Origin of the sequence: Archangium sp. Cb G35, from assembly GCF_001896145.1 — a bacterium.
Taxonomy (GTDB): domain Bacteria; phylum Myxococcota; class Myxococcia; order Myxococcales; family Myxococcaceae; genus Archangium; species Archangium violaceum.
Window position 1 is genome coordinate 230,324 of record NZ_MPOI01000012.1, and the last position, 21,405, is coordinate 251,728.

A 21,405-nucleotide genomic window follows, 5' to 3' on the forward strand; every position below is an offset into this window, starting at 1 on the left:
CTCACACCACGATCTCCCGCTTCGGCAGAGCGGTGAGCGACACCGGTCCGGTCTCGTCCGTGTAGCAGAGGGCGAGGTAGGCGAGCGTGAGCGGCAGGGTGAGGATGACGGCGAAGGCGGTCAACCCGGCCACCCCCCAGAGCACCGCCAGGACGAGCCAGTTGAGGAAGTAGCTCGCCCAGTCGCTGCGGGCGCGGAAGATGCGGCCGCTCTCGGAGAGCGCATCTCCCACCCTCCGGCCATCGGCGACGAGCATCGGCGCATGGAACCAGTAGAGCCACAGGAGCACCCCCGGCACGATGAGCAACATGAAGCCGATGGCGATGGGAATTCCCATGGCCAGGGCGATTCCCCAGCTCCGCAGGAAGTTGCCCTTCCGTTCATACGCGGCCTGCCACCGGACGCGGCGGCCGCTGCGAGAACACTCGAGCACCTCCTGCAACAGGTTGAGCGCGAGCCAGGGGGCGGGAATGACGAAGATCGAGCCCACGAGCACCACCAGGGTCCCGAGCAACAATCCCTCCACATTGGCCAGGAAGAAGTCCCACGTCCGCTTGAAGCGTTGATCAATCCGAGAGTCCAACATGATCCCACTCCTTCGGGAAAAGACAGGTTCCCTGTACGGAATCCCTGGCGACCCGTTGTGACTCCCCTCGGCCAGCGGAAGCGAGCCCCCGCCAGGCTGCCCGGTCCGGCCCCCTCCGCTGATATGTTCATCTCCGAGGAGCACCCATGGCCGACCCCACCCAACCCACGTTCCTCGAAATCTCCGAGACGGTCCGCCGCCTCGAGGAGATGCTCGACCGCGTCCCGGATCCGCTCGCCCGGGACATCCGTCAGAAGATCACCCACCTGCGCGCCCTGCTGCTCGAACAACGCTCGCCCAATCTCGTCCTCGTGGGCCGCCGCGGTGCCGGCAAGTCCTCCCTCATCAACGCCTTCTTCGGCGCCCGCGTCGCCGAGGTCGGCCACGTCAAGGCCCAGACCGGCCAGGGCCGCTGGTTCGATGTCCAGGGCGAGCTCGGCACCCTCTCCATCCTCGACACCCGCGGCCTCCAGGAGGGCTCCCGCCCCGAAGAGGCCGACGCCGCCGATACCCCCTTCGACTCCATCCTCGCCGAGGTCCGCCGCAAGGCCCCCGACGCCCTCCTCTTCCTCATCAAGGCCTCCGAGGTCGACTCCGCCATCGACGCCGACCTCGATGTCCTCACGCAGCTCGCCTCCGCCGTCGAGCAGGCCCATGGCTTCCGCCCTCCCCTCATCGGCGTCGTCACCCACTGCGATCTGCTCGAGCCCAAGCGCACCGACCTCCACCTCTCCGAATCGCAGGACCCCGCCGAGCTCCAGGAGAAGCTCCGTCACGTCGAGGCCGCCGAGCGCCAGTTGCGCGACAAGCTCCGCTCCCGCCCCGAGCTGCGCGGCGAGCTCGTGAACGTCCTCGGCGTATCCACCTACCTGTCCTGGCGCCCGGATGGGACGATCCGCTCGGATGAGCGATGGAGGCTGGGTGAGCTCGCCCAGGTGCTCTTTCGCGAGCTGCCCGAGCAGGGCCGGCTCGTCCTCGCCCGCGTGACGCGCGTGCGCTCCCTCCAGGAGGAGCTCGCCACCACCCTCACCCGCGCCATGGCCTCGCTCTGCATGGGCGTCGCCGCCGTCCCCCTCCCCGTCGCCGACATCATCCCCATCACCTCCGCCCAGCTCAGCCTCATCGCCGGCATCGGGTGGATCTCCGGCCGCCAGCTCGACCTCAAGGCCTCCGGCGAGTTCCTCGCCGCCCTCGGCGTCAACGTGGGCGCAGCCTTCGCCCTCCGCGAGGCCGCCCGCGCCCTCGTCAAGTTCGTCTTCCCCGGCGCCGGCAATGTCGTCTCCGGCGCCGTCGCCTTCGCCGGTACGCTCGCCATCGGCACCGCCGCCCGCGCGTACTTCCTGCGCGGCGTGTCCGCCGAGGAGGCCCACCGGCTGTACCAGTCCACCCGCTCCTCCGCCGAGGCCCACCCCGAGCGCGCCCTGACCGAGGGCTGAGCACGCGAGCATCCAGACCCTCACCCCGTCCCTCTCCCAGAGGGAGAGGGGTGGATTGCACGGTTTCCCCCACTGCCTCCATTTGGAGAGTGAGCACTCACTTTCTTTTTGGAGCCTCGGGCGCTACACTTCCTCCATGTCTGATTCGTCCCCGGGGCGGGAGGCGGCACCTCGCGTCCGGCGCACCCAGCAGGAGCGGCGGGACTCCACCCGCCTCAAGCTGCTCGAGGCCACCGTCGAGTGCCTCGTGGAGCTCGGCTATGCCCGCGCCACCACGCTCGCCGTGGCCCAGCGCGCCGGCATCTCCCACGGGGCCCTCTTCAAGCACTTCCCCACCAAGGCCGCCCTGCTCGGCGCCGCCGTCGAGCACCTCTTCCCGCGCATCATCGACGAGTACCGCTCCACCATCGACGCCACCGTCCCCTCCCCCGGAGACCGCGTCGCCCAGGCCATCGAGCGCCTCTGGTCCATCTACCAGCGCCCCGAGCTCCTCGCCGCCATCGAGCTGTACGTCGCCGCCCGCACCGACTCCGAGCTCGCCTCCGCGCTGAGCACCGTGGATCCGCCCCACCGGCGCCACCTCCACCGCGTCGCCCGGGAGCTCTTCCCCGACGTGGCCGCCACCCACCCCGGCTTCGACGCCATCATCGAGCTCATCCTCAACGCCGTGCAGGGCGCCGCCGTCGGCGGTGTGGCCCTCCCCGCCAATCCGGATCACCGGCGGATGCTCGCCCTGCTCGTCCAGCTCGCCCGCAGCGCGTTCTCCTCTCCACCCCCACCCTAGGGAGCCGCACCATGGCCGATCTCCAGTCCCTGGATCCCACCCAGCTCGCCACGCCGGCGTTCCTCCTCCTCATGGGCGTGGAGATCGCCTGGCTCGCCCGGCACCGCCAGGAGGGCTACGCCGGCTACACCGTCAAGGACTCGGCGGCCAGCCTCACCATGGGCACCGTCTACTCCCTCATCTACATGCTCTGGAAGGGCGTGGAGTACGCCTTCTACTCCGTGCTCTACGAGCTCACGCCCCTGAGGATGGGAGATGGGCTGCTGGCCTGGGTGCTGCTCTTCTTCGCCGAGGACCTCTGCTACTACTGGTTCCACCGCGTCCATCACGAGTCCCGCCTCTTCTGGGCCTCGCACGTGGTGCACCACTCCAGCGAGCACTACAACCTCTCCACCGCCCTGCGGCAGACGTGGACGCCCATGTCGGGTCTGCTCTTCTGGGCGCCCCTGCCGCTGCTCGGCTTCCACCCGGCCATGGTGCTCCTGGCCCATGCCATCAGCCTGCTCTACCAGTTCTGGATCCACACCGAGGCCATCGGCCGCATGGGTCCGCTCGAGTGGGTGCTCAACACGCCCTCGCACCACCGCGTGCACCACGGCGCCAACCCGCGCTACCTGGACAAGAACTACGCGGGCATCCTCATCATCTGGGATCGGCTCTTCGGCACCTTCCAGGCGGAGGACGAGCGCCCCATCTACGGGCTCACCAAGAACATCCACACGTACAACCCGCTGCGCATCGCCTTCCACGAGTACGCGGCCATCCTGCGCGACGTGCTGCGCCCCAACCCGCTGCGCGTGCGCCTGGGACTGGTGTTCCGCGGGCCGGGCTGGAAGCCGCCGGAGGCCTCAGTCCCGGCAGCAGGCGATGGCGCCGTCCTGCGAGCGGAAGAAGGCGGTGGTCAGCTGCCGTCCCACCCAGGCGCATAGCACCTCGTAGGTCCGCCGCCGCGCGCCGCCCACGCGCGCGGGCTCGCGGATGAGCGACTCGGGGTGCCGGATGAAGACGTTGTAGCCCAGGATGACGCCGTCCGAGCGCAGCACGGTGATGCCATCCGTGGCCATCATCCCGCGCAGCAACTGCGCCGCCGAGCTCACCGCCGACGCCGCCTCCACCTCCCGCGTCTCGTGGTAGCGCATCACCCGCGCCACCATGTCGATGGGCGCCTCCAGCAACACGCCGTCCACGAACAGCGGCGAGCCCTCGCTCCTCCGGGGCAACACCGCCACCAGGGTGCCGTGCGAGGCCTGCATCGCCTCGAAGAGGACGCGCCGGTAGAAGTCCCGCGTGTAGCCGCGCGCCGGCTCCGGTACGTCCGCCGTCAGCCCCAGCGCCAGCTCGTCCATGGCCACCGTGGGCAGCGTCGACTCCACTCGCGCACCCGACAGGAAGACGTGCCGGTAGAGGCCGCCCATGGCCCTCAGCTCGATGATGTTCTCCGCCAGCTGCAACACCCCCACCATGCGCAACGAGCGGTCTCCCGCTCGGCGCATGCGCTCCAGCGGCGTCTCCTCCAGCGGGAAGGGCTCCGTCCGGAACACCCCGTAGGCGAAGCCCTCCGGCACCAGCAGCACGTAGAGCGACCACCACCGCCCCTGCCCCAGCGGCGCGCACTGCTTGAGCGCCCGTTGGATCGTCTCCCGCGTCCTCGGGCCCCTGCCGATGGCCACCGGCTCCCGGCCACCCAGCACCCGCAGCATCCCCTCCAGATCGTCCCCGAGGAACGCCACGGGGAAGAGCGGCTCGCCCTCCTCGCGGTAGCGCGAGAGCGTCACGATGAGCTCGCTGAGGGGATCTCCCACGTCCGCGGGGCTCAACCCCGTCTCATGGAGGAACGAACAAACCGCATCCGACAGCATGTGCCGGAAGGACAGGACCGGGGACTCTCCCGGAGCCAAAGTGCTCATGGACGCCCACACTGTAGCAGCCCCCGGGGGTTTGACGGATTGCCGTAATCCAAGAAAATTGGGACGATAGGGCTGCAAAGGGCTGTTGCCCCTGCACGGTCCCTACCCCCCCGAGGTGGCTGTGAGTCAGCGAAGCGCGATCGCGGTGTTGGTCGATGGAGGCTCGCCCGCCGTGGTGCCAGGCCGGTCCATCGAAGTGGACGCTGGCGTGGCGCTGCCCGTGGCGTTCGGAGGACTGAGGAAGATCCTCCGGGCGTGCGAGGACGCGGCACCCGACGCCGTGCGTCCCCTGGCGCTCCAGCGCCCGGCCGAGTGGAACCGGCTCTTCCCCGGCGCCATCCAGGGCGCGCCGGATCTGACGGACCTGGCGCTTACCCCGTCCGAGCGCCGGCTCCACCGCGAGTCCGAGCAGATGTTCTGGGTGCTCAACCTGGGAGCGCGCGCCATCGTGGAGACGCTGCGGGTGAGCGGGCGGCCGCTCGTCATCCACGGCGCGGGCGAGTGCGATCTGGTCAGCCTGCGCGCGGTGATGCGCGCGGCCGAGTGGGGCCGGCTGGAGCAGTTGGAGGGCCGCATCCTGCTCACCGGATGGAACACGCGCCGGCAGCACTACGCGGCATTCTTCGAGCAGCGGCGGAGGGACTTCCTGGGCTCGCTGTGCGAGCGCATGCGCACCACGCCGCCTGGGGGCGGAGTGGGCCCCGTGTCCGGCCGGGCGCTCGAGCCGGCGGTGGACCTGGAGGGCCGCTACCTGGGCGCCGTGGTGGACGACGACGCTCCGCTGGAGCACCGCATCGCCGCGGCGGTGCTCGCCATCCGCAGCTGCTTCTTCACCACCAACTACGAGGGCGCGATGCTCGCCGCCGAGCGCGGGCTGGCGCTGCTCGACGCGGCGGGGACGGGACTCTCCCCCGCGCGCGTGGCCGAGGGCTGGGACGCGCTCGACACGGGCTTCTCCACGCCGGCCATCGAGATCGACAAGAGCAGCCTGGGGGACGCGGAGGAGCTGCGCGTGCTCTTCGAGCGCGGCATCGGCGTGGTGCACGTCTTCACGGGCCAGCACGACGAGGCCCTGGAGGCGTTCGGCCGGGCGCTGGAGCGGAAGGCGCCGCCGGAGCGGCTGGCGCACATGCGCATGTTCCGGGCGCTCACGCGGACCAAGCGGCTGGCGCAGCTTCCGGATGCCCGCGCCGAGGTGGAGGCGGGAATCGCGCTGATGGCGGGGCTGGACACGCCGCTGCGCAAGCTGCACGAGGCGTGGCTGCGCAACGTGTACGCGCTCACGTACTTCCTGGAGAAGAAGCTGCCCCTGGCGCAGGAGCAGGAGAAGCTGGCCATGCGGTGCGTGGGAGATCTGCACGACGCGAGCGCCACGCACCTGAAGATCAACCTCATCTCCAACGCCAGCTACCTGCAGGAGACGGCGAGGAACTTCGCGGAGTCCATCGCCATCTGGAGACGGTTCGAGAAGATCAGCGAGAACTGGGGCGCCAACTTCGCCAAGCACCACCGTTACCGGCTGGCCGCGCTGCAGATGGCCAACGGGGAGCGGGAGGCGGCCGTGGCCAGCTACACCGAGGCCTTCACGTGCGCCGGGGAGCTGGGAGACCCGCTGCACCAGCAGGTGATCGCCGCGGACCTGGGGCTGCACTTGCTGGCCACGGAGCCGGCCACCGCGGCGCAGTGGTTCTCACGGGCGGCGGAGCAGGCGCGGGCCATCGGAGATCCGCTGCGGGCGGCGCAGAGCCTCGCGGGACAGGCACTCGCCGAGGGCAGCGGGGATTGGACGGAGGCCCTGCGCTGCGCCCAGGCGAGCACCACGACGCCAGCGGAGACGGAGCCGCTGGTGCAGGCGCTCTCGCGCGGTGACGCCGAGGCCGTGCGCAAGGCCCTGCCCCGCGCACGCAGCAAGCTCAACCGCCCCTTCGACGCGGTGAACCTCTACTGAGAAGAATGGGCCTGCTGCGGAGCTGGCGCTACCGCGGACTCACCCGCCCCCCTCGGACGGAGGTTCTTGCGCCTGGGCCTCCCCGGCAACGAGGAGTCACGCACAGAAGAGAATGAAAATGGTTCTCATTCTCATTTTTACGTGGCGACTCGTCGCGGAGGGGCCGCTTCGTCTCCCCTCAGGCCGCCCGGGCCTCCTGGGGAAGGCGCTCGGCGCGGAGCTTCTCGGCCACCATGAAGGCGAGCTGCAGCGCCTGGTCGGCGTTGAGCCGGGGATCGCAGTGCGTGTGGTACCGGCTGGAGAGGTCGTCCTCGGTCACCGCCCGGGCACCGCCCAGACACTCGGTGACGTTCTGTCCGGTCATCTCCAGGTGCAGGCCACCGGGATGGACGCCTTCCGCCTCGGCCACCAGGGTGAAGGTCTTCACCTCCGACAGGATGCGGTCGAAGGGCCGGGTCTTGTAGCCGTTGCCCGCCTTCTGCGTGTTGCCGTGCATGGGGTCACTCGACCAGACGACGGGGCGGCCATCGCGCCGGGTGGCGGCCATCAGCCGGGGCAGACACTCGGCGGCCTTGTCCGCGCCGAAACGGCCGATGAGCGTCAGCCGGCCAGGGATGCCCTTGGGGTTCACGATGTCGATCAGCCGCAACAACTCGTCGGGCTCCATGGTCGGGCCGCACTTGATGCCGATGGGATTCTGGATGCCGCGCACGAACTCCACATGGCCCCCATCGGGCTGGCGGGTCCGCTCGCCGATCCACAGCATGTGGGCCGAAGCGTCGAACCACTCGCCCGACACGGGGTCCGCGCGGGTCATGGTCTCCTCGAAGTTCAGGAGCAGGGCCTCGTGGCTGGTGAAGAGATCCACCGGGACCGGCGAGGACTGCGTCTCGGGGTGCACATGGAGGGCGCTCATGAAGGTCAGCGACTCGAAGATCTGATCCGCCAGCCTGCGGTAGCGCTCTCCCTGGGGGCTGCCCGCGACGAAGTCGAGCGTCCACCGGTGGAGGTTGCAGAGGTCCGCGTAGCCGCTCTGGGCGTAGGAGCGCAGGAGGTTCAGCGTGGCCGAGGACTGGTGATAGGCCTTGATCAACCGCTTCGGATCGGGCGTGCGCTCGGCCGGGTTGAACTCCATGCCGTTGATGTTGTCGCCGCGGTAGGCCGGCAGGGTGACACCGCCGATGGTCTCGACGGCGCTGGAGCGGGGCTTGGCGAACTGGCCGGCGATGCGGCCCACCTTCACCACCGGGCGTCCGCCCGCGAAGGTGAGCACCACCGCCATCTGGAGGATGAGCCGGAAGGTGTCGCGGATGTTGTCGGCGGTGAACTCCTTGAAGCTCTCCGCGCAATCACCGCCCTGCAGCAGGAAGGCCTTGCCTTGGGAAACCAGGCCGAGCGCGGTGGTCAGGCGGCGCGTCTCCGCCGCGAACACCAGGGGAGGCAGACGCGACAGCTCGTCCTCGACGCGGGCGAGCGCTCGAGGATCGGGGTAGTCCTCGGGCATGTGCCTGACGGGCATTTCCCGCCAGGAACGGGGGGTCCAGTTTCGGGTCATCACGGTAGGGCTCTTCAAGCTGGGGGGAATGAAAGGGGTCAGGGAGCGGGCAACAGGCCCTGCTCCACGCAGGAATCCAGGTAGCGGAACAGCAGCTGGCGGTCGGCCGGCGGGCAGGAGATGCCGGTCCCCGCGAGCGCTCGGGTCAAACGTTCGCAGCGGGTGGGCCCCAGGCCGAAGGTGGGCTCCGATGAGCCCGAGCGCAGCTCGAAGAACGCCAGCGTGGCCTTGTGCGCCGCGCCGTCCTTGCTCTCCGCCACGCGGGTGCACCACTCGGGGACCGGAAGCAGGTCAACCGGGTAGCCGTAGTCGCGGACCTGGCGGAACAGCTCGCTCAGCCGCACCTCCGGCGCGGGCGTGAGGTTGAACACCGCACCGGGCTGGGGCACCAACGAGAGCCGGACGAGCGCCCGCGCCACGTAGTCCACCGGCGTCCACGCCTCGCTCACGTCGAGCTGGGGCAAGGCCCCCGCGGGGATGCCAGCCAACAGGATGCGCCAGACGAGATCCTGCGGATTGATGGTGCCGGTACCGGGAGCGCCCACGACCCGCCCCAGCCGGTAGACAGACACCGGCAGGCCCCGCTCCGCCGCCTGTTGCACCAGCCGCTCGGCGATCCACTTGCTCTGCTGATAGCCATCGCGCAGCCCCGCGTGGGCTGGCACGAACTCCTCGGGAACCTCGGGGGCGAGATTCGCCGGCGGGGCCACCGCCAGGGTGGAGACGTAGTGCAACGGCTTGGGCCGCACGGCGGCGGCCAGCCGGAGCAGCTCGCGGGTCCCCTGCACATTGACGGCCCGCAGGCTGCCGTACTCGCGCACGACGCTGACCACCGCGGCGTTGTGGTAGATGGCATCGCACTCGGCGGCCAGTCCGTGGAAGCGCGCGGAACCCAGACCGAGCCAGGGCTGGGTCAGATCGGCCGGCAGTGCCAGCACCCGCTCGGCGAGGCCCGTGTCCGGGAGCCGCCAGGCCTTCATGGCCGCGCGAATCCGCTCCATCGCATGCGCCTCGTCACGGGCACGCACGGGACAGACCACCCGCGCATCCGTCTGGCGCAACAACTGGTCGAGCAGATACGCGCCGACGAAGCCGGTGGCGCCGGTCAGCAGGACCTGCCGCGGTTCCCGGGCGTCCGTCCCCTGCCCCTTCCCCACCTGCCGGGGAACGATCTCCTCGGGGAGCTCGGCATCCACGAGCATGGCGGGCGTGAGACCGCCGCCGTCCGAGCCAGACTCCGCGCCACGCTCGAGCGCTTGCGCCAGCGCGGCGGCGGTGGGGTAACGGAACACCGTGGCCACGGGCACCTCGCGGCCCAGCGCGACGCCGAGCCGGTTGGCCACCTGGATGCCCTGGAGCGACTGGCCTCCGAGCTCGAAGAAGTCGTCCTGCGCCGACACACCGCTCACGCCCAGCACCTGCTCCCAGGCGTTCAACACCACGCGCTCGAGCTCCGTGGCCGCGGTGGTCACCGAAGCGGACTCACCGGCGGGTGACACGTGACGCAGCGCGGCCCGATCGAGCTTGCCCGTGCTGGTCCGGGGCAACCGCTCGGTGAACACGAAGGCGCTGGGGACCATGGGCGCTGGCAGCTCGGACAGGAGGAACCGGCGCAGCTCCGCCGCCGAGGGAACAATCTCGGCCGCGACGATGTGCGCGCACAGCCGCCGCGAGCCTCCGGGCAGCACCTGCCCGACCACGGCGGCCTCGCGCACCCCCGGGTGACCGAGCAGCGTGGTCTCGACCTCGGCCGGGTCTATCCGGTGGCCGCTGATCTTGAACTCGTCATCCACGCGGCCGGCGAACACCAACTGCCCATCCCCGCGAAGCCGGACCTTGTCACCGGTGCGGTAGGCGCGTGGGCTGCCGGGCAGTGCCTCGAGGGGGATGAAGCGCGCCGCATCCCGCTCCGGACGGCCCAGATAGCCTCGCGCCAGAGCACCGCCCAGCAGGTAGAGTTCTCCCTCGGTGCCCGGAGCGGCGAGCCGGCCATGCGAGTCGATAACCGCCGCGCTCACGCCGGGAAGCGGACAGCCGATGGGCACCTCGTCGTTGGTGGACGCGGTGCTGGTGCCGCCGCTGAGCGTGGCGGCGGTGGCCACCACGGTGGCCTCGGTGGGACCATAGGTGTTGAGCAACAGCACCTCGGGCCCCACGGCGGCGCGCCAGCGTGCGACACGCTCGGGCAGCGCGGCCTCGCCTCCGATGATCACCAGGCGGAGCGAGGAAGGAAGGCGGGCCGCGTCCGTCGAGACGCTGTAGGCCAGCTCGTGCCAGAACGCCGTGGGCAGGTCCAACACGGTGATGCCATGCGCCGCGCAGGCACCGAGCAACCGCGGCACCGACTGGAGCATCTCATCGGTGCGCAGCACCAGCCTCGCGCCCGCGCACAGGGTGAGGAAGATCTCCTCGACGCTGGCATCGAAGTGCAGCGGTGCGAACTGAAGCACCCGGTCCTCGCGGTTCACGCCGTAGCGCTGCGTTGCCCCCGCCACGAAGTGGGCCAACGCGCCCCGGGAGATCTGCACCCCGTTGGGCTGACCGGTCGAGCCGGACGTATAGATGACATAGGCCAGCTGCTCGTCCGCCTTCCGTGGCGCCTCCCCGGAGACACGGTGGGTGGCCTTCTCATTCCTGCTCACGACCAGATGGCCCGGGGCCACCGGGCCCGCACCGGGCGTCGTGCCTTGGGAAGAGGTGATGATCAACCCGGGCGCGGCGTCCTCGAGAATCGCGGTGGTCCGGGACGAGGGGCCGAAGGGATCGATCGGCAGGTAACCGGCCCCGGAGAACAGCACACCCAGGCTCGCGACGATCGCATCGATTCCTCGCGGAACCATCACCGCCACGGGAGTGTCGGCCTGAACACCCGCCGCGACGAGCCGGCCCGCCAGCGCGTGGGAGGCCTCGATCAGCTCGCGGTAGCTCAGCCGGTGCGGGCCGTGCTCCACCGCGATCGCGTCGGGCTGCTCGTGGGCCTGCTCGGTGATCAGATTCAGGACCGGACGCGCGGGCACGGGGAGTGGCCCGCCATCGAGAATGGACGAGAGCGGGCTGGAGCGGCCCACCGCCTTCTCGGGCGCGGCGACGCACGACTCCAGGAACTGGAGGAACTCGCGCTGATGGGAATCCAGTGTGTCGGCGCTGTAGCAGGCCGGGTTGGCGTCGAAGTCGATTCGCGGTCCACCGCCGTCGGACCTGGCGTACAGGCCGATCGACAGATCCTCGACCGGGCCCGCGGAGAGGTTGTGCGCGATGGCCGGCATGCCCGCGAAGCGCAGCGCGTAGTCGAACGGCATGATGTTGACCACCGGGCCGAACAGCCGGCGCTGCCCACCGACCAGCCGCAGATCCCGCCGGAGCTGCTCGTAGCGGTAGCGCAGATGGGGCCGCACGGTGCGGAGCTCCGAGGCCACCTCGCGGGCCAGGTCGATCAACCCGGTCCCCGGACGCACCGGGATGCGCAAGGGCACGATGTTCATCGCCATGCACGGCACCCGCAGCGCGGCCGAGCCCAGCCGCGACATCACCGGCAGGCCGAGCACCACCTCCGGCGCATCGGTCCTCCGGTGCAGCCAGGCCGCCGTGGCCGCGAGCACGAGATCCGACCAGGCCAGGCCCGCCTGGCGCGCGGCCGCCTGCAGCCGCTCCATGTCACCGGGTGACAGGTGGCGCGTCTGCCGCACGAAGCTGGCCGACATGGGCGCGGGCTCCGCGAGGCCCACCGGGGTGGGCCGGTCGGCGAAACGCTCCGTCCAGAAGGTCCGGTCGAGCTCGAACTGCGGGCCGGCCCGGTAGGCCGCGTCCTCGTCCAGCACGGCGCGCAGCGGGCCGAAGCCGCCCGTGACAGGCCGTCCCGCGGCCCGCGCGGTGTAGAGCTCGGCCACCCGCCTCGCCATCAGCGAGAAGCCAAAACCATCCAGGGCGATGTGGTGAGCGCGCTGGTACCAGAAGAACCGGTCGGGCGCGGCCTTGAACAGCGCCTGCGCGAAGAGGGGTCCCTGGCTGAGCTCCACGGGCCGGGCCAGGTCATCGCGCATCCACGACCGAGCCGCCTCCCACGGATCCGGAGTCCCGCTCAGATCGGCCACATGAAGTGTCCAGTCCTGTCGCGGCTCGAGGAGCTGCACGGGCCGCTCCCCTTCCGTCACGAAGCGAGCGTGCAGCACCTCGGCCTCCGAGACGGCCTGCCGCACCGCGGCCTCGAAGAGCGCCGGGTCGACGGGACCGCGGATCTCGATGCACTCACCGGCGTTGTACACCGGGCTCGTGCGGTCGAACTGTTGGCCCAGCCAGATTCCGTGCTGGGCCGCTGACAGAGGCCAGCGGACATTCTGTGGATCGTGCATCGCTCGGGACTCCATGTACCGCTGACTACGAAACGTGATGGGAAGGACGCTGGGGGGCCGCCGAGGACAGCAGCGCGTACCAGTCGGTCAGGGTCGGGCGCTCGGCGAGCTCCACGAAGGAGATCTCCGCTCCGGTGCGCCGCCAGCGCTCGACCAGGCTCATGAGCCGGATCGAATCGAGCCCCCGCTCCAGCAGGTTCTCGTCGTCACCGATGGAGGCCGCCTCCTGGAGCAGCTCGGCGACATCCGAGCGCACCTGCTGGCGGCTCAGGGGACCGTCTTCCCGCGAGGCCACGGGCCGCAGCTCGTCGATGACCTGCTGCGTGGTGGTGGTGACGGCGCACAGCTTCGCCGCGTAGTTCAGCGCCAGCATGTGCTGCTCGCGCGAGAAGTCGCCCAGCGCGTCGGCGACCAGGAAGGCCTTCACGTCGTGCATGAAGGCGTGGCTGGCCGTCTGCAGACAGCCGATGTGGGCGTAGATGCCGGTGATGATCAGCTGGTCGCGCCCGCGCTCACGCAGCAGCTCCAGCAGCCCGGTCTTGACGAACGCGCTGTAGCGCCACTTGGTGAGGAGGATGTCGCCCTCGCCCGGGGTGAGCGCGTCGACGATCTGCTTCTGGTCCGGACCGCCGTTGATGCCCGGCCCCCACAGGTCCAGCTGCAGGCCCCGCTGCTCGGGCGTCTGGCCGCCGGGCTGGGCCGAGTACACCACGGGGATGCCCAGCGAGGCGCAGTGCTGCCGCAGCCGCTGGATGTTGGCGATCAGCTCCGGCACCGGCGACTGCCCCTCGGTGAAGGCGTTGACGAAGTAGCGCTGCATGTCGTGGATCAGCAGCACGGCGCGCTGGGGATCCGGCGTCCACGAGACCTTGTTCTTGGGAAGGTCGGCCGTGCCGGGCATGGAATAGGGGGCGATGGAGGGGAGTGCCATGAAGTGACTCCTTTCAGGGGGTGGAGGCGGTATTCCGCCGGGTGAGCGTTTCGCGCAGGGCCTTCTTGCTGACCTTCCCGACTCCCGTTTTCGGGAACGCGTCGACGAACTCGACCCGATCGGGAATCTTGAAGGCGGCCAGTCCGCGCTCGCGCAGGAAGGCGGTGAGCGCCGTGGTGGGCGGCGGTGCTTCGCGGGGAATGACGAACGCGCAGGTGCGCTCGCCGAGGAACGGATCCGGGATGGCGACCACCGCCGCGTCGTGGACGGCGGGATGGGCCAGCAGGTGGTTCTCGATCTCCTCGGCCGCGACCTTGTCGCCGCCCCGGTTGATCTGATCCTTCTCGCGGCCCTCCACCACCAGGTAGCCCTCGGGCGTCACCCGCACCACGTCTCCGGTGCTGTAGAAGCCGTCGGGGGTGAACGCCCGCGCGTTGTGCGTCTCGGCCTTGTAGTAGCCACGGATGGTGTAGGGGCCGCGCGTCAGGAGCAGGCCCGTCTCACCGGGAGCGACCTCGCGGCCGTCCTCGTCCACCACCCGGATCTCATCATCCGGGGAGATCGGCCTGCCCTGGGTGCTGACGATGATCTCCTCGGGGTCATCCAGCCGGGTGTAGTTGACCAGACCCTCGGCCATTCCGAAGACCTGCTGCAGCGTGCACCCGAGCGTGGGGCGCACCCGCCGCGCGGCCTCCTCGCTGAACTTCGCCCCACCCACCTGCAACACCCGCAGGCTCGACAGGTCGTGCCGCCTGGCCGCGGCGGCCTCCAGCCAGATCATCGCCAGCGGAGGCACCAGCGCGGCGATGGTGACGCGCTCCTTCTCGATCAGCGGGAACGCCACGTCGGGGCTGGGATACGGCGACAGCACCGCCGTGCCTCCCGCGTACAGGGTGCCGAGCACGCCCGGCGAGCTGAGCGGGAAGTTGTGCGCGGCGGGCAGCGCGCACAGGTACACGCTGGAGCCATCGAGCTGGCAGATCTCCACGCTGCCGCGCAGGCTGTAGATGTAGTCGTCGTGCGTCCTCGGAATGAGCTTGGGGATGCCGGTGCTGCCACCCGACAACTGGAAGAACGCCACGTCACTGGGGCTCGGCCCCTGCAACTCGACCGGCTCGGCGTACAGACTGCTCAACGAGGTGAACGGACCGGCCTCACCGGCGACGAGCACGTGCCGCAGACCCGGCACCCTCTCGCGGACCTGCCCGGCCAGCGTGCGGTAGTCGAATCCCCCGTGCTTGTCCGGGATGATGTAGGCGGCCGCCTCGGTGAACGCGCAGAAGTAGCTGATCTCCGCGCTCCGGTGCGCGGGCAGCGCGAACACCGGCAACGCGCCCAGCCGGAACAGCGCGAAGATGACCTCGAAGAACTCGGCGATGTTGGGCAGTTGCACCACCACCCGGTCCCTCGGCTTGATTCCCAGTGCCTGGAGCCCGGCGGCCAGCCGGTCCGCCCGCTCGTCGAGCTCGCGGTAGCTCCAGCGCTGGGCTCCGGCGACGAGCGCCGTACGCTCACCGTGGCTCCGGGCCCGATCGCGCAGCAGCTGTCCGAAGGTCTCGCCGCACCAGTAGCCGGCCCGCCGGTAGCGCCTGGCGAACTCCTCGGGCCACGTGGGGCAGCCCGGAAGTGGAGCGGTTTCCAGATGCGCCGTCATCGCTGCACCTCGACGCCCTGCCCCAGCCCCATCGCCTGGAGCATGGTGCGGAACTTCGCCTCGGTCTCGGCCAGCTCGGACTCGGGCTTCGAGCCCGCCACGATTCCCGCCCCCGCGAACAGCCGCAGCGAGTTCTCGCCGGCCTCGGCGCAGCGGATGGTCACGGCCCACTGGCCATCACCATTCGCGTCGCACCACCCCACCGTGCCCGTGTAGAAGCCCCGATCGAAGGGCTCGATCGAACCGATCGCCTCGTGGGCCAGCTCGGCCGGGTAGCCGCACACCGCCGGCGTGGGATGCATCGCCACGGCCAGCGTCAGCGACGAGATGGATGGATCCAACAGCTCACCGCTGATCCGGGTCGACAGGTGCCACAGGGTCGGCGTGCTGACGAGCGACGGCTCCTTGGGCACCACCAGGTTCTTGCAGTACGGACGCAGCGCCTCCGCGACCGAGTCGATCACCACGGCATGCTCGTGGAGATCCTTGGGCGAGACCCGCAGCGCGGCGGCCCGCTCCTGATCCTCGACGGGGTCCGCGCTCCGAGGAGTCGTGCCCGCCAGCGGGTTGGCCACCACCTGGAACCCCGAACGGGAGACCAGCAGCTCGGGACTGGCGCCAATCAGCGTGCGCCGCCCCGCTTCGGGCGCGGAGCCCTTCAGCGGGGGCAGGTCCACCGCGAAGGTGTAGCCCGAGGGATTGCGCCGGGCCAGGTTGCGCAGCAGCTGGCGCAGGTCGATGGGCGTGGCGGTGCTGAGCTGGAGCGCGCGGGACAGCACCACCTTGCGCAGCGGCCCGCTTCCCATCAACTCCAGCGCCCGGCTCACCCCGTTGAGATACGCCGCGGGCTCGGGCACCGGCTGGACCGTGTAGCGCTCGGCCAGCGGGCGCTGCGCGGGAACGTCCGAACCGAACTCGAGCGGCCCCGCGCGCTGGAGCGTCATGGGCACCACCAGCTGGGCGGGAATCGAGCTGTCGAAGGGCACCGCGCCAACGGCCACGGGAATGTCGTGGTCGGCATCGCGGGCCTCGTTGAGCACCGCCGCCACGCGCTCGGGCAGGCGCGTCAGCGCGTTGGTGCCTCCGGAGTGCGGCACCGTGGCGAACGTGCCCCTCGCCAACAGCGTCCGCTTGGGCGAGGCGAAGAAGAACGACGAGCCCGCCTCGTAGCTCTCGAGCAACTGCGTCGCCAGCATCCGCGACGCACAGGAAGTTCCGACCATCTCAATCACCTCTTGAAATTGAAAATGACAACCAATCGCAAATTCTGGAGACACCAAGGCGCTACGCGCCCAGGGTCGCGCCCCCGTCGACACAGAGGTCATGCAGGGTGATGTGGCGGGCGCGGTCCGAGACGAGGAACGCCACCGCCTCGGCGATATCGGCCGGGGTGGCGATCCGGCGCAGCGGAATGCCCACGCGGAAGGTCTCGGGCGAGCCGGCGATCACCGCCTGGGCGCCGTGCTCATCGGCCCAGAGAGCGCGCTGCATGGCCGTGTCGGTGGAGCCAGGAGACACCACGTTGCAGCGGATGCCGTGCTGGGCCAGTTCGAGCCCCAGGCACTTGGTGAACATGGTGGAAGCGGCCTTGGAGGCGGCGTAGGCGGCCATCTGCATGCGGGGCACGCCAGCGGCGTTCGAGCCCACGGTGACGATGGTGCCCGACTGGCGCGGCACCATGCGGCGGGCGACGGCGCGCGAGACGTGGAAGACGCCGTGGGTGTTGACCGCGAAGGTGGCCGCCCAGTCCTCATCGCTGAGGGACACGGCCGGGGCCATCCGCAGCACACCGGCCACGTTGACCAGGATGCCAATGGGACCCAGCTCGCGCTCGATCCGCTCGACCGCCGCTTCCACCGCGGCGCTGTCACTCACATCGGCAGGAAAGGCGGCGGCGCGGCAGCCGCGCTCGCGCAACTCCGCGACCAGGGAGGACAGTCCCTCCTCCCGCCTGTCGAGCGCCGCGATCGACGCCTCGCCGGCCAGCGCCCGTGCCACGGCCGCACCGATGCCCTGCGCGGCCCCGGTGACCAGGGCCACTCTGGTGGTTGTTCCCATGTGCTCCCTCCCACGGCCCGGAACGCCCGGTCCGCGCGAGAATCAGAAGTTGAGAATGGTTATCATTATCATTCTCTAGCCGCCTTGGTGCCATGCTCTGGCACTCCTAGTCAAGAGGTATTCCTCGCAAGTCGTGCCAGATGGCAAGACGTGGGAGGTGGCATCAGCGGCCGCTCACCGCGACGAGAGAAGGCTCGTAAGCTGCCGTGCCACCATGCCGGACACCCATCGCAAGAGCATCCTCGGGACGAGGCAGGTGACGGCACGCCTGTTGGTGGCGAGCCTGCTGCTGGCCGCCTGCGCGACGGATGGGGCACGGGTGGCCGAGTCCGACCCCGGCGCGATGCAAGGTCCTCACAGCCGCATCCAGGTCCGCGTGGAGACGGAGGAAGGAGCCTCGCGGACTCTCGTCCCCCCACGCGCGATGCCCGTGGAGGTGACCGCGGCGCAGTTCGACTCGGCCATGGCCCGGCTGGTGGCCGGATTGGAGCTCCCCTCCCCTTCCCGCCATCGGCTGGCGCTCACCTCATGTGGCCAGCCTGGGCAGGAGGACCAAGGCGCGGCAGTGACTCGGGGCTATCGGTTCTGGTGCGAACGCCGGGGCACCCCCGGCGACTGCCTGTCACTGCTGGGTAACGCGCGCTCCCTGGGAGCCGAGGCACGGCGCACCCTGGCGCTGACCATTGCCCTGGGTTCTGTCTGGGAAGGCTCGGTGGATGTCTGGGCCAGCATGGTGGACCCGGTGGCACTGCAATCCATGGTGATGACTGCCCTCGCCGGCTACCTCGCCATGCTCGCGTTTCCCAATCCGGTGACCCAGGCGGCCGCCGTCTCCTTCGGCTGCTTCATGGTGGCCTGGCTGGGCGTGGACACGGTGTGGAGCTTGCTGCAGGGCTGGAGGCAGTTGGAGCTGGAGACCCAGCAAGCGCGCACCTTCGCCGAGGTGCGCGAGGCGGGTGAGCGCTTTGGCCGGGTGATGGGCGCCCAGGTGGGGCGCCTGTTGGTGATGCTGGCCACGGCCGCTCTCGGCTCTACGACGAACCTGTTCATGAAGGGGCCGGGTCTGCCGGGTTACGCACAGGCCTCCCTCATGGCCAGGACGCAGATGGGCCTGGAGCTGGCGGCGGTGGGTCAGGTGCGGCAGGTGCTGGTGGGCCAGGGCAGCCTCACCCTGACACTGGCTCCGGGCGCCCTCGCCATGGCCTCCCAGGGCAAGGACGGGGGCGGAGACGCTCCTAGCAACCACCGCCTGCCGTCCATCGAGTCATGGCGCAAGCCGAGGTTCACCGAGGATGGGAAGATCCTGCCCTACCCTGGTACAAGAAATCCGCCCAAGCCCATCACGAACCTGGGCCGTAACCGGGCTGGGCAAACAGTCACCAATGGCAAGCGCACCCTCCGCTTTGACAAAGATGGCTTCGCGGAGTTCAATACCAAATTTGAGACTCTGCTGGATGACATCCATATCGGTAGCGGTCAGCGCTTTTCACATTACAAAGCCGCGAACCAGAAACTCTCCCAAGCCATCAAGAAAGCCCCTGGTCTGGCCAAGGAGCTTGGGCTCAGCACCGAAGCCATCGAGAAGCTCCCTACCTCCACAAAGCCACCGGAGGGTTACTCCTGGCACCATCATCAGGATATTGGAAGAATGCAACTGGTGAACCTCGATGAACACCAGCTTGCTGCGCCACACACGGGTGGCATGGCAATCTGGGGAGGAGGTCAGTAGCCGTGAAGATCCAATGGGAGCCCTACTTGTGGACCGAACCCCATCCAGTGGACTCGCAGGTTCTCGACCAGCTTGAGCAACAGTGGAAGCTCAAGCTACCTGATTTGTACAGAGAACTCGTCTCCACATACCAGGGAATGGGGCCGGAACCTTGCGCCTTCAATGTCGGCACAGGCAATGACGCGTTCAGCGTCTTGTTGATCGTCAGCGCGGACCGAGAAAAGGAAGCGTACTCCATCAGCAGGGCGCATGACGTATTGAGTCCGCATGTTCCAGCGGGGATTTTCCCCTTCGCCCTTACTCCCGGCGGTGAGTACTTGTGCTTCGACTACAGAAACGCACCAGAGCAGCCCAGGGTTGTCCTGGTGACGGCGGAAATGTCCATCCACCCCATCGCGGACAATTTCATGTCGTTCATGAATAGCCTCTACAATGGATAGACCGTCTCCAAGAAATACACGTGACACCATTTGCTCACGGGAAGCATGAAAATCTGGAGCGGAGGACACTGATGACGACACTGAAATGGATACCCTATCTCTGGGACGAGCCCCACCCTGTTCCGTCTGGAGAGTTCGAGCAACTCGAGCATCAGCTGGGTATTACTTTTCCCAAGGACTACAAGGAAGTAGCCGCTCAGTACCAGGGGATGACTCCCCATCCTGATGTTTTCAACGTGGGCAGAGGCACCAATGTCGTCAATGTGCTGCTGACGATCATCGAAGACCATAAGTGGTGGACATACTCCATCATGAGTGCGTACGAGGCAGTGAAGCCACATGTCCCCGGCGGCGTCTACCCGTTCGCCAGCACCCCTGGTGGCGAGTACTTGTGCTTCGACTACAGAGAATCATCGGAGCAACCCAAGGTCACCCTGGTCACCGTGGAGATGTTCATCTACCCCGTAGCAGACAGCTTCACTGACTTCATGGCCCGCCTGCATGACGGCGAGGACCTGCCTGGGTAACCTCTTCACGCCCGGCGGCAAATACATGTAGCACCGGGCTGAGTTGCACCTACCCGGACGGCTTCCACCGCTTGCGCAGGACGGCGGCCTGCTCGGGGTTGAGCATGGAGAGGTAGGCCAGCTTGCCCTCGATGCGCGCGGCGGCCTCGGGGGCGGTGCCCTCCTTCCGGGCCTGGTGGATGGCGGCGCGCAGCTTCCGGCGCTCCTGGCGCGACAGGCCGAGCGTCTCGTTCACCACCACCCCTGTCACCTGCTGCCGGCGCCCACGCCGGGCCACTCGCGTCTTGGCCTCGTTCACCCGGAAGCCCTCCGTCTCGATGAGCCGCTTCGCCCCGGCGCGCAGATCCTTCAGCGCATCCAGCGAGCCTCCCGAGAAGCACAGGTCATCCGCGTAACGTGTGAAGGAGAATCCGTGCTTGCGCGCGAGCCCCGCGAGCCGCAGGTCCAATCTCCTCACCACCGCGTTGCACAGGCCCGGGCTCGTCGGAGCCCCCTGTACACAGGCACGCGGACCCACCGGCACGTGCAGCCGGACTCCGTTCACCTCCACCGGCTGGCGCTCGGCCTCCGTCATCAGCGCGGCGAGCGTGGCCGCCACCGTGTAGCCATAGCCCAGTGAGATCAACAGACCCCTCACCCGCACGTACGTGACCGAGGGGAAGAAGTCGGCGAGGTCCATCTTCAACACCACGGCCTTGCCCACGTGCGGTTCGGCTCCGGTGCGGATGGAGCGCCCCGCCCGGAAGCCGTGCGCGTGCCCGCTCACCGGCAGCTTGTCCACCAGCAACGGCAGGAGCTTGCGCTGCAGCGCCTTCAGCCGGCGCTTGGGCGCCATGATGAGCCGCCTCCCCCCGTTTCGCTTGGGAATGGCGAAGGTGACGTAGTGCGGAACGCGCTCGGCCTCGCGGTGGATGGAGAAGAAGCGCAGTTCCTTCACGGAGACGCCCAGTGCCGTGGCCATCGCTCCCTCGTCCCGCCACACAGGGAGGCCGAGCCGCTGCAGCTGCTCCTCGTCTGGGAGCAGATCGCTGATCTGCCGGTTGCGCGTGCGCAGCGTCCCAGCGAACAACCGGCGGGACTCGCTCGCAGCCATCCACTTCTTGCGCTTCCCACGCAGCGGAACCTTCGGCTTCGGCTTGGGCAACAGCCGGGGATCTCGCCGGACCGTGCGGCGGTGGCCCGGCTTGAGGGGGCCGGACTCGGGCCGCACCTCCTCCACCACCGTGTCGAGTGAGCCGCCCTCCCGGTCCAGTCGCGAGACGTCCCGCACCAGCTTGGGACGGAAGAGCCCCTTGAGCCAATCAACGAAGCCCATGGCACTCCCCTCCTCTGGCTCGAACGCCTGCATCCGAGGGAGCCGGTCGCGCGTCACTCTCGAAGCTCTGGACCCATGGGTCCCAGCGTTCCGTACGCTGGGTCCCGTGGCGAGGTGAAGGCAACATGACACCGCCGCAGCGAAACACCACGGCACGAATGGCTGACTCCCGGGCGAACGGCTCCC

The 21,405-nt window shown here is 69.1% G+C and carries 16 protein-coding genes; 7 read left to right on the forward strand and 9 right to left on the reverse strand.

All coding sequences use genetic code 11. From position 1 onward, the window contains the following. Position 1: 1 nt before the first annotated feature. Positions 2-586: a hypothetical protein gene (locus tag BO221_RS33625; RefSeq protein WP_073564954.1), complete on the reverse strand. Its 585-nt coding sequence runs from the start codon at positions 584-586 to the stop codon at positions 2-4. 146 nt (positions 587-732) lie between these two features. Between BO221_RS33625 and BO221_RS33630 the strand changes: the two genes are divergently transcribed. The 3 genes from BO221_RS33630 (at position 733) to BO221_RS33640 (ending at position 3,735) form a co-directional block, all read left to right on the forward strand. Further along, a complete protein-coding gene (locus BO221_RS33630) occupies positions 733-2,022 on the forward strand; it encodes a GTPase family protein (protein WP_073564955.1) in 1,290 nt (429 codons plus the stop codon). Between the two features lie 136 nt (positions 2,023-2,158). Further along, positions 2,159-2,806, forward strand: coding sequence for a TetR/AcrR family transcriptional regulator (locus BO221_RS33635; RefSeq protein ID WP_073564956.1), 648 nt, complete (start codon positions 2,159-2,161; stop codon positions 2,804-2,806). Between the two features lie 11 nt (positions 2,807-2,817). Beyond that, positions 2,818-3,735 (forward strand): sterol desaturase family protein, encoded by a 918-nt coding sequence (locus BO221_RS33640; protein ID WP_083681756.1) that lies wholly within the window; start codon positions 2,818-2,820, stop codon positions 3,733-3,735. On the opposite strand, the gene BO221_RS33645 is transcribed toward BO221_RS33640, so the two are convergent. Next, on the reverse strand, positions 3,655-4,713 hold the full coding sequence (locus BO221_RS33645; protein WP_073565144.1) for a hypothetical protein: 1,059 nt from the start codon (positions 4,711-4,713) through the stop codon (positions 3,655-3,657). The two genes, BO221_RS33640 and BO221_RS33645, sit on opposite strands and share 81 nt — an antisense overlap. Before the next feature lie 121 nt (positions 4,714-4,834). On the opposite strand from BO221_RS33645, the gene BO221_RS33650 reads away from it, so the two are divergent. Continuing rightward, positions 4,835-6,661 (forward strand): hypothetical protein, encoded by a 1,827-nt coding sequence (locus tag BO221_RS33650; RefSeq protein WP_073565145.1) that lies wholly within the window; start codon positions 4,835-4,837, stop codon positions 6,659-6,661. Positions 6,662-6,839: 178 nt separating this feature from the next. Here BO221_RS33650 and BO221_RS33655 read toward each other — a convergent pair whose 3' ends face one another. The 6 genes from BO221_RS33655 to BO221_RS33680 form a co-directional block, all read right to left on the reverse strand. Continuing rightward, a complete protein-coding gene (locus tag BO221_RS33655) occupies positions 6,840-8,216 on the reverse strand; it encodes a class II 3-deoxy-7-phosphoheptulonate synthase (protein WP_073564957.1) in 1,377 nt (458 codons plus the stop codon). A 38-nt stretch (positions 8,217-8,254) separates the two neighbouring features. Beyond that, positions 8,255-12,565 carry a myxochelin non-ribosomal peptide synthetase MxcG gene (mxcG, locus tag BO221_RS33660; protein ID WP_073564958.1) on the reverse strand — a complete coding sequence of 1,437 codons (4,311 nt, stop codon included), beginning with the start codon at positions 12,563-12,565 and terminating at the stop codon, positions 8,255-8,257. A gap of 25 nt (positions 12,566-12,590) precedes the next feature. Then, entirely contained in the window at positions 12,591-13,496 is a 906-nt protein-coding gene (locus BO221_RS33665; protein WP_073564959.1) for an isochorismatase family protein, read from the reverse strand. Positions 13,497-13,509: 13 nt separating this feature from the next. Beyond that, entirely contained in the window at positions 13,510-15,150 is a 1,641-nt protein-coding gene (locus tag BO221_RS33670) for a (2,3-dihydroxybenzoyl)adenylate synthase (protein ID WP_073564960.1), read from the reverse strand. Further along, the gene (gene dhbC / locus BO221_RS33675) at positions 15,147-16,373 is read right to left on the reverse strand and encodes an isochorismate synthase DhbC (RefSeq protein ID WP_073564961.1); all 1,227 of its coding nucleotides are present in this window, start codon (positions 16,371-16,373) and stop codon (positions 15,147-15,149) included. Before dhbC ends, BO221_RS33670 begins: the two co-directional genes overlap by 4 nt. Positions 16,374-16,434: 61 nt before the next feature. After that, positions 16,435-17,208: a 2,3-dihydro-2,3-dihydroxybenzoate dehydrogenase gene (locus BO221_RS33680; RefSeq protein WP_073564962.1), complete on the reverse strand. Its 774-nt coding sequence runs from the start codon at positions 17,206-17,208 to the stop codon at positions 16,435-16,437. A 214-nt stretch (positions 17,209-17,422) separates the two neighbouring features. Here BO221_RS33680 and BO221_RS33685 point away from each other — a divergent pair, with 214 nt between their 5' ends. The 3 genes from BO221_RS33685 to BO221_RS33695 all read left to right on the forward strand — a co-directional run bounded on the left by BO221_RS33685 (position 17,423) and on the right by BO221_RS33695 (position 19,904). Then, the gene (locus BO221_RS33685) at positions 17,423-18,937 is read left to right on the forward strand and encodes an HNH endonuclease (RefSeq protein ID WP_073564963.1); all 1,515 of its coding nucleotides are present in this window, start codon (positions 17,423-17,425) and stop codon (positions 18,935-18,937) included. A gap of 2 nt (positions 18,938-18,939) precedes the next feature. Next, entirely contained in the window at positions 18,940-19,377 is a 438-nt protein-coding gene (locus tag BO221_RS33690) for an SMI1/KNR4 family protein (protein WP_073564964.1), read from the forward strand. A 71-nt stretch (positions 19,378-19,448) separates the two neighbouring features. After that, positions 19,449-19,904 carry an SMI1/KNR4 family protein gene (locus BO221_RS33695; protein ID WP_073564965.1) on the forward strand — a complete coding sequence of 152 codons (456 nt, stop codon included), beginning with the start codon at positions 19,449-19,451 and terminating at the stop codon, positions 19,902-19,904. Between the two features lie 49 nt (positions 19,905-19,953). On the opposite strand, the gene BO221_RS33700 is transcribed toward BO221_RS33695, so the two are convergent. Next, positions 19,954-21,219 carry a reverse transcriptase family protein gene (locus BO221_RS33700; RefSeq protein WP_073565146.1) on the reverse strand — a complete coding sequence of 422 codons (1,266 nt, stop codon included), beginning with the start codon at positions 21,217-21,219 and terminating at the stop codon, positions 19,954-19,956. Positions 21,220-21,405: the final 186 nt, after the last annotated feature.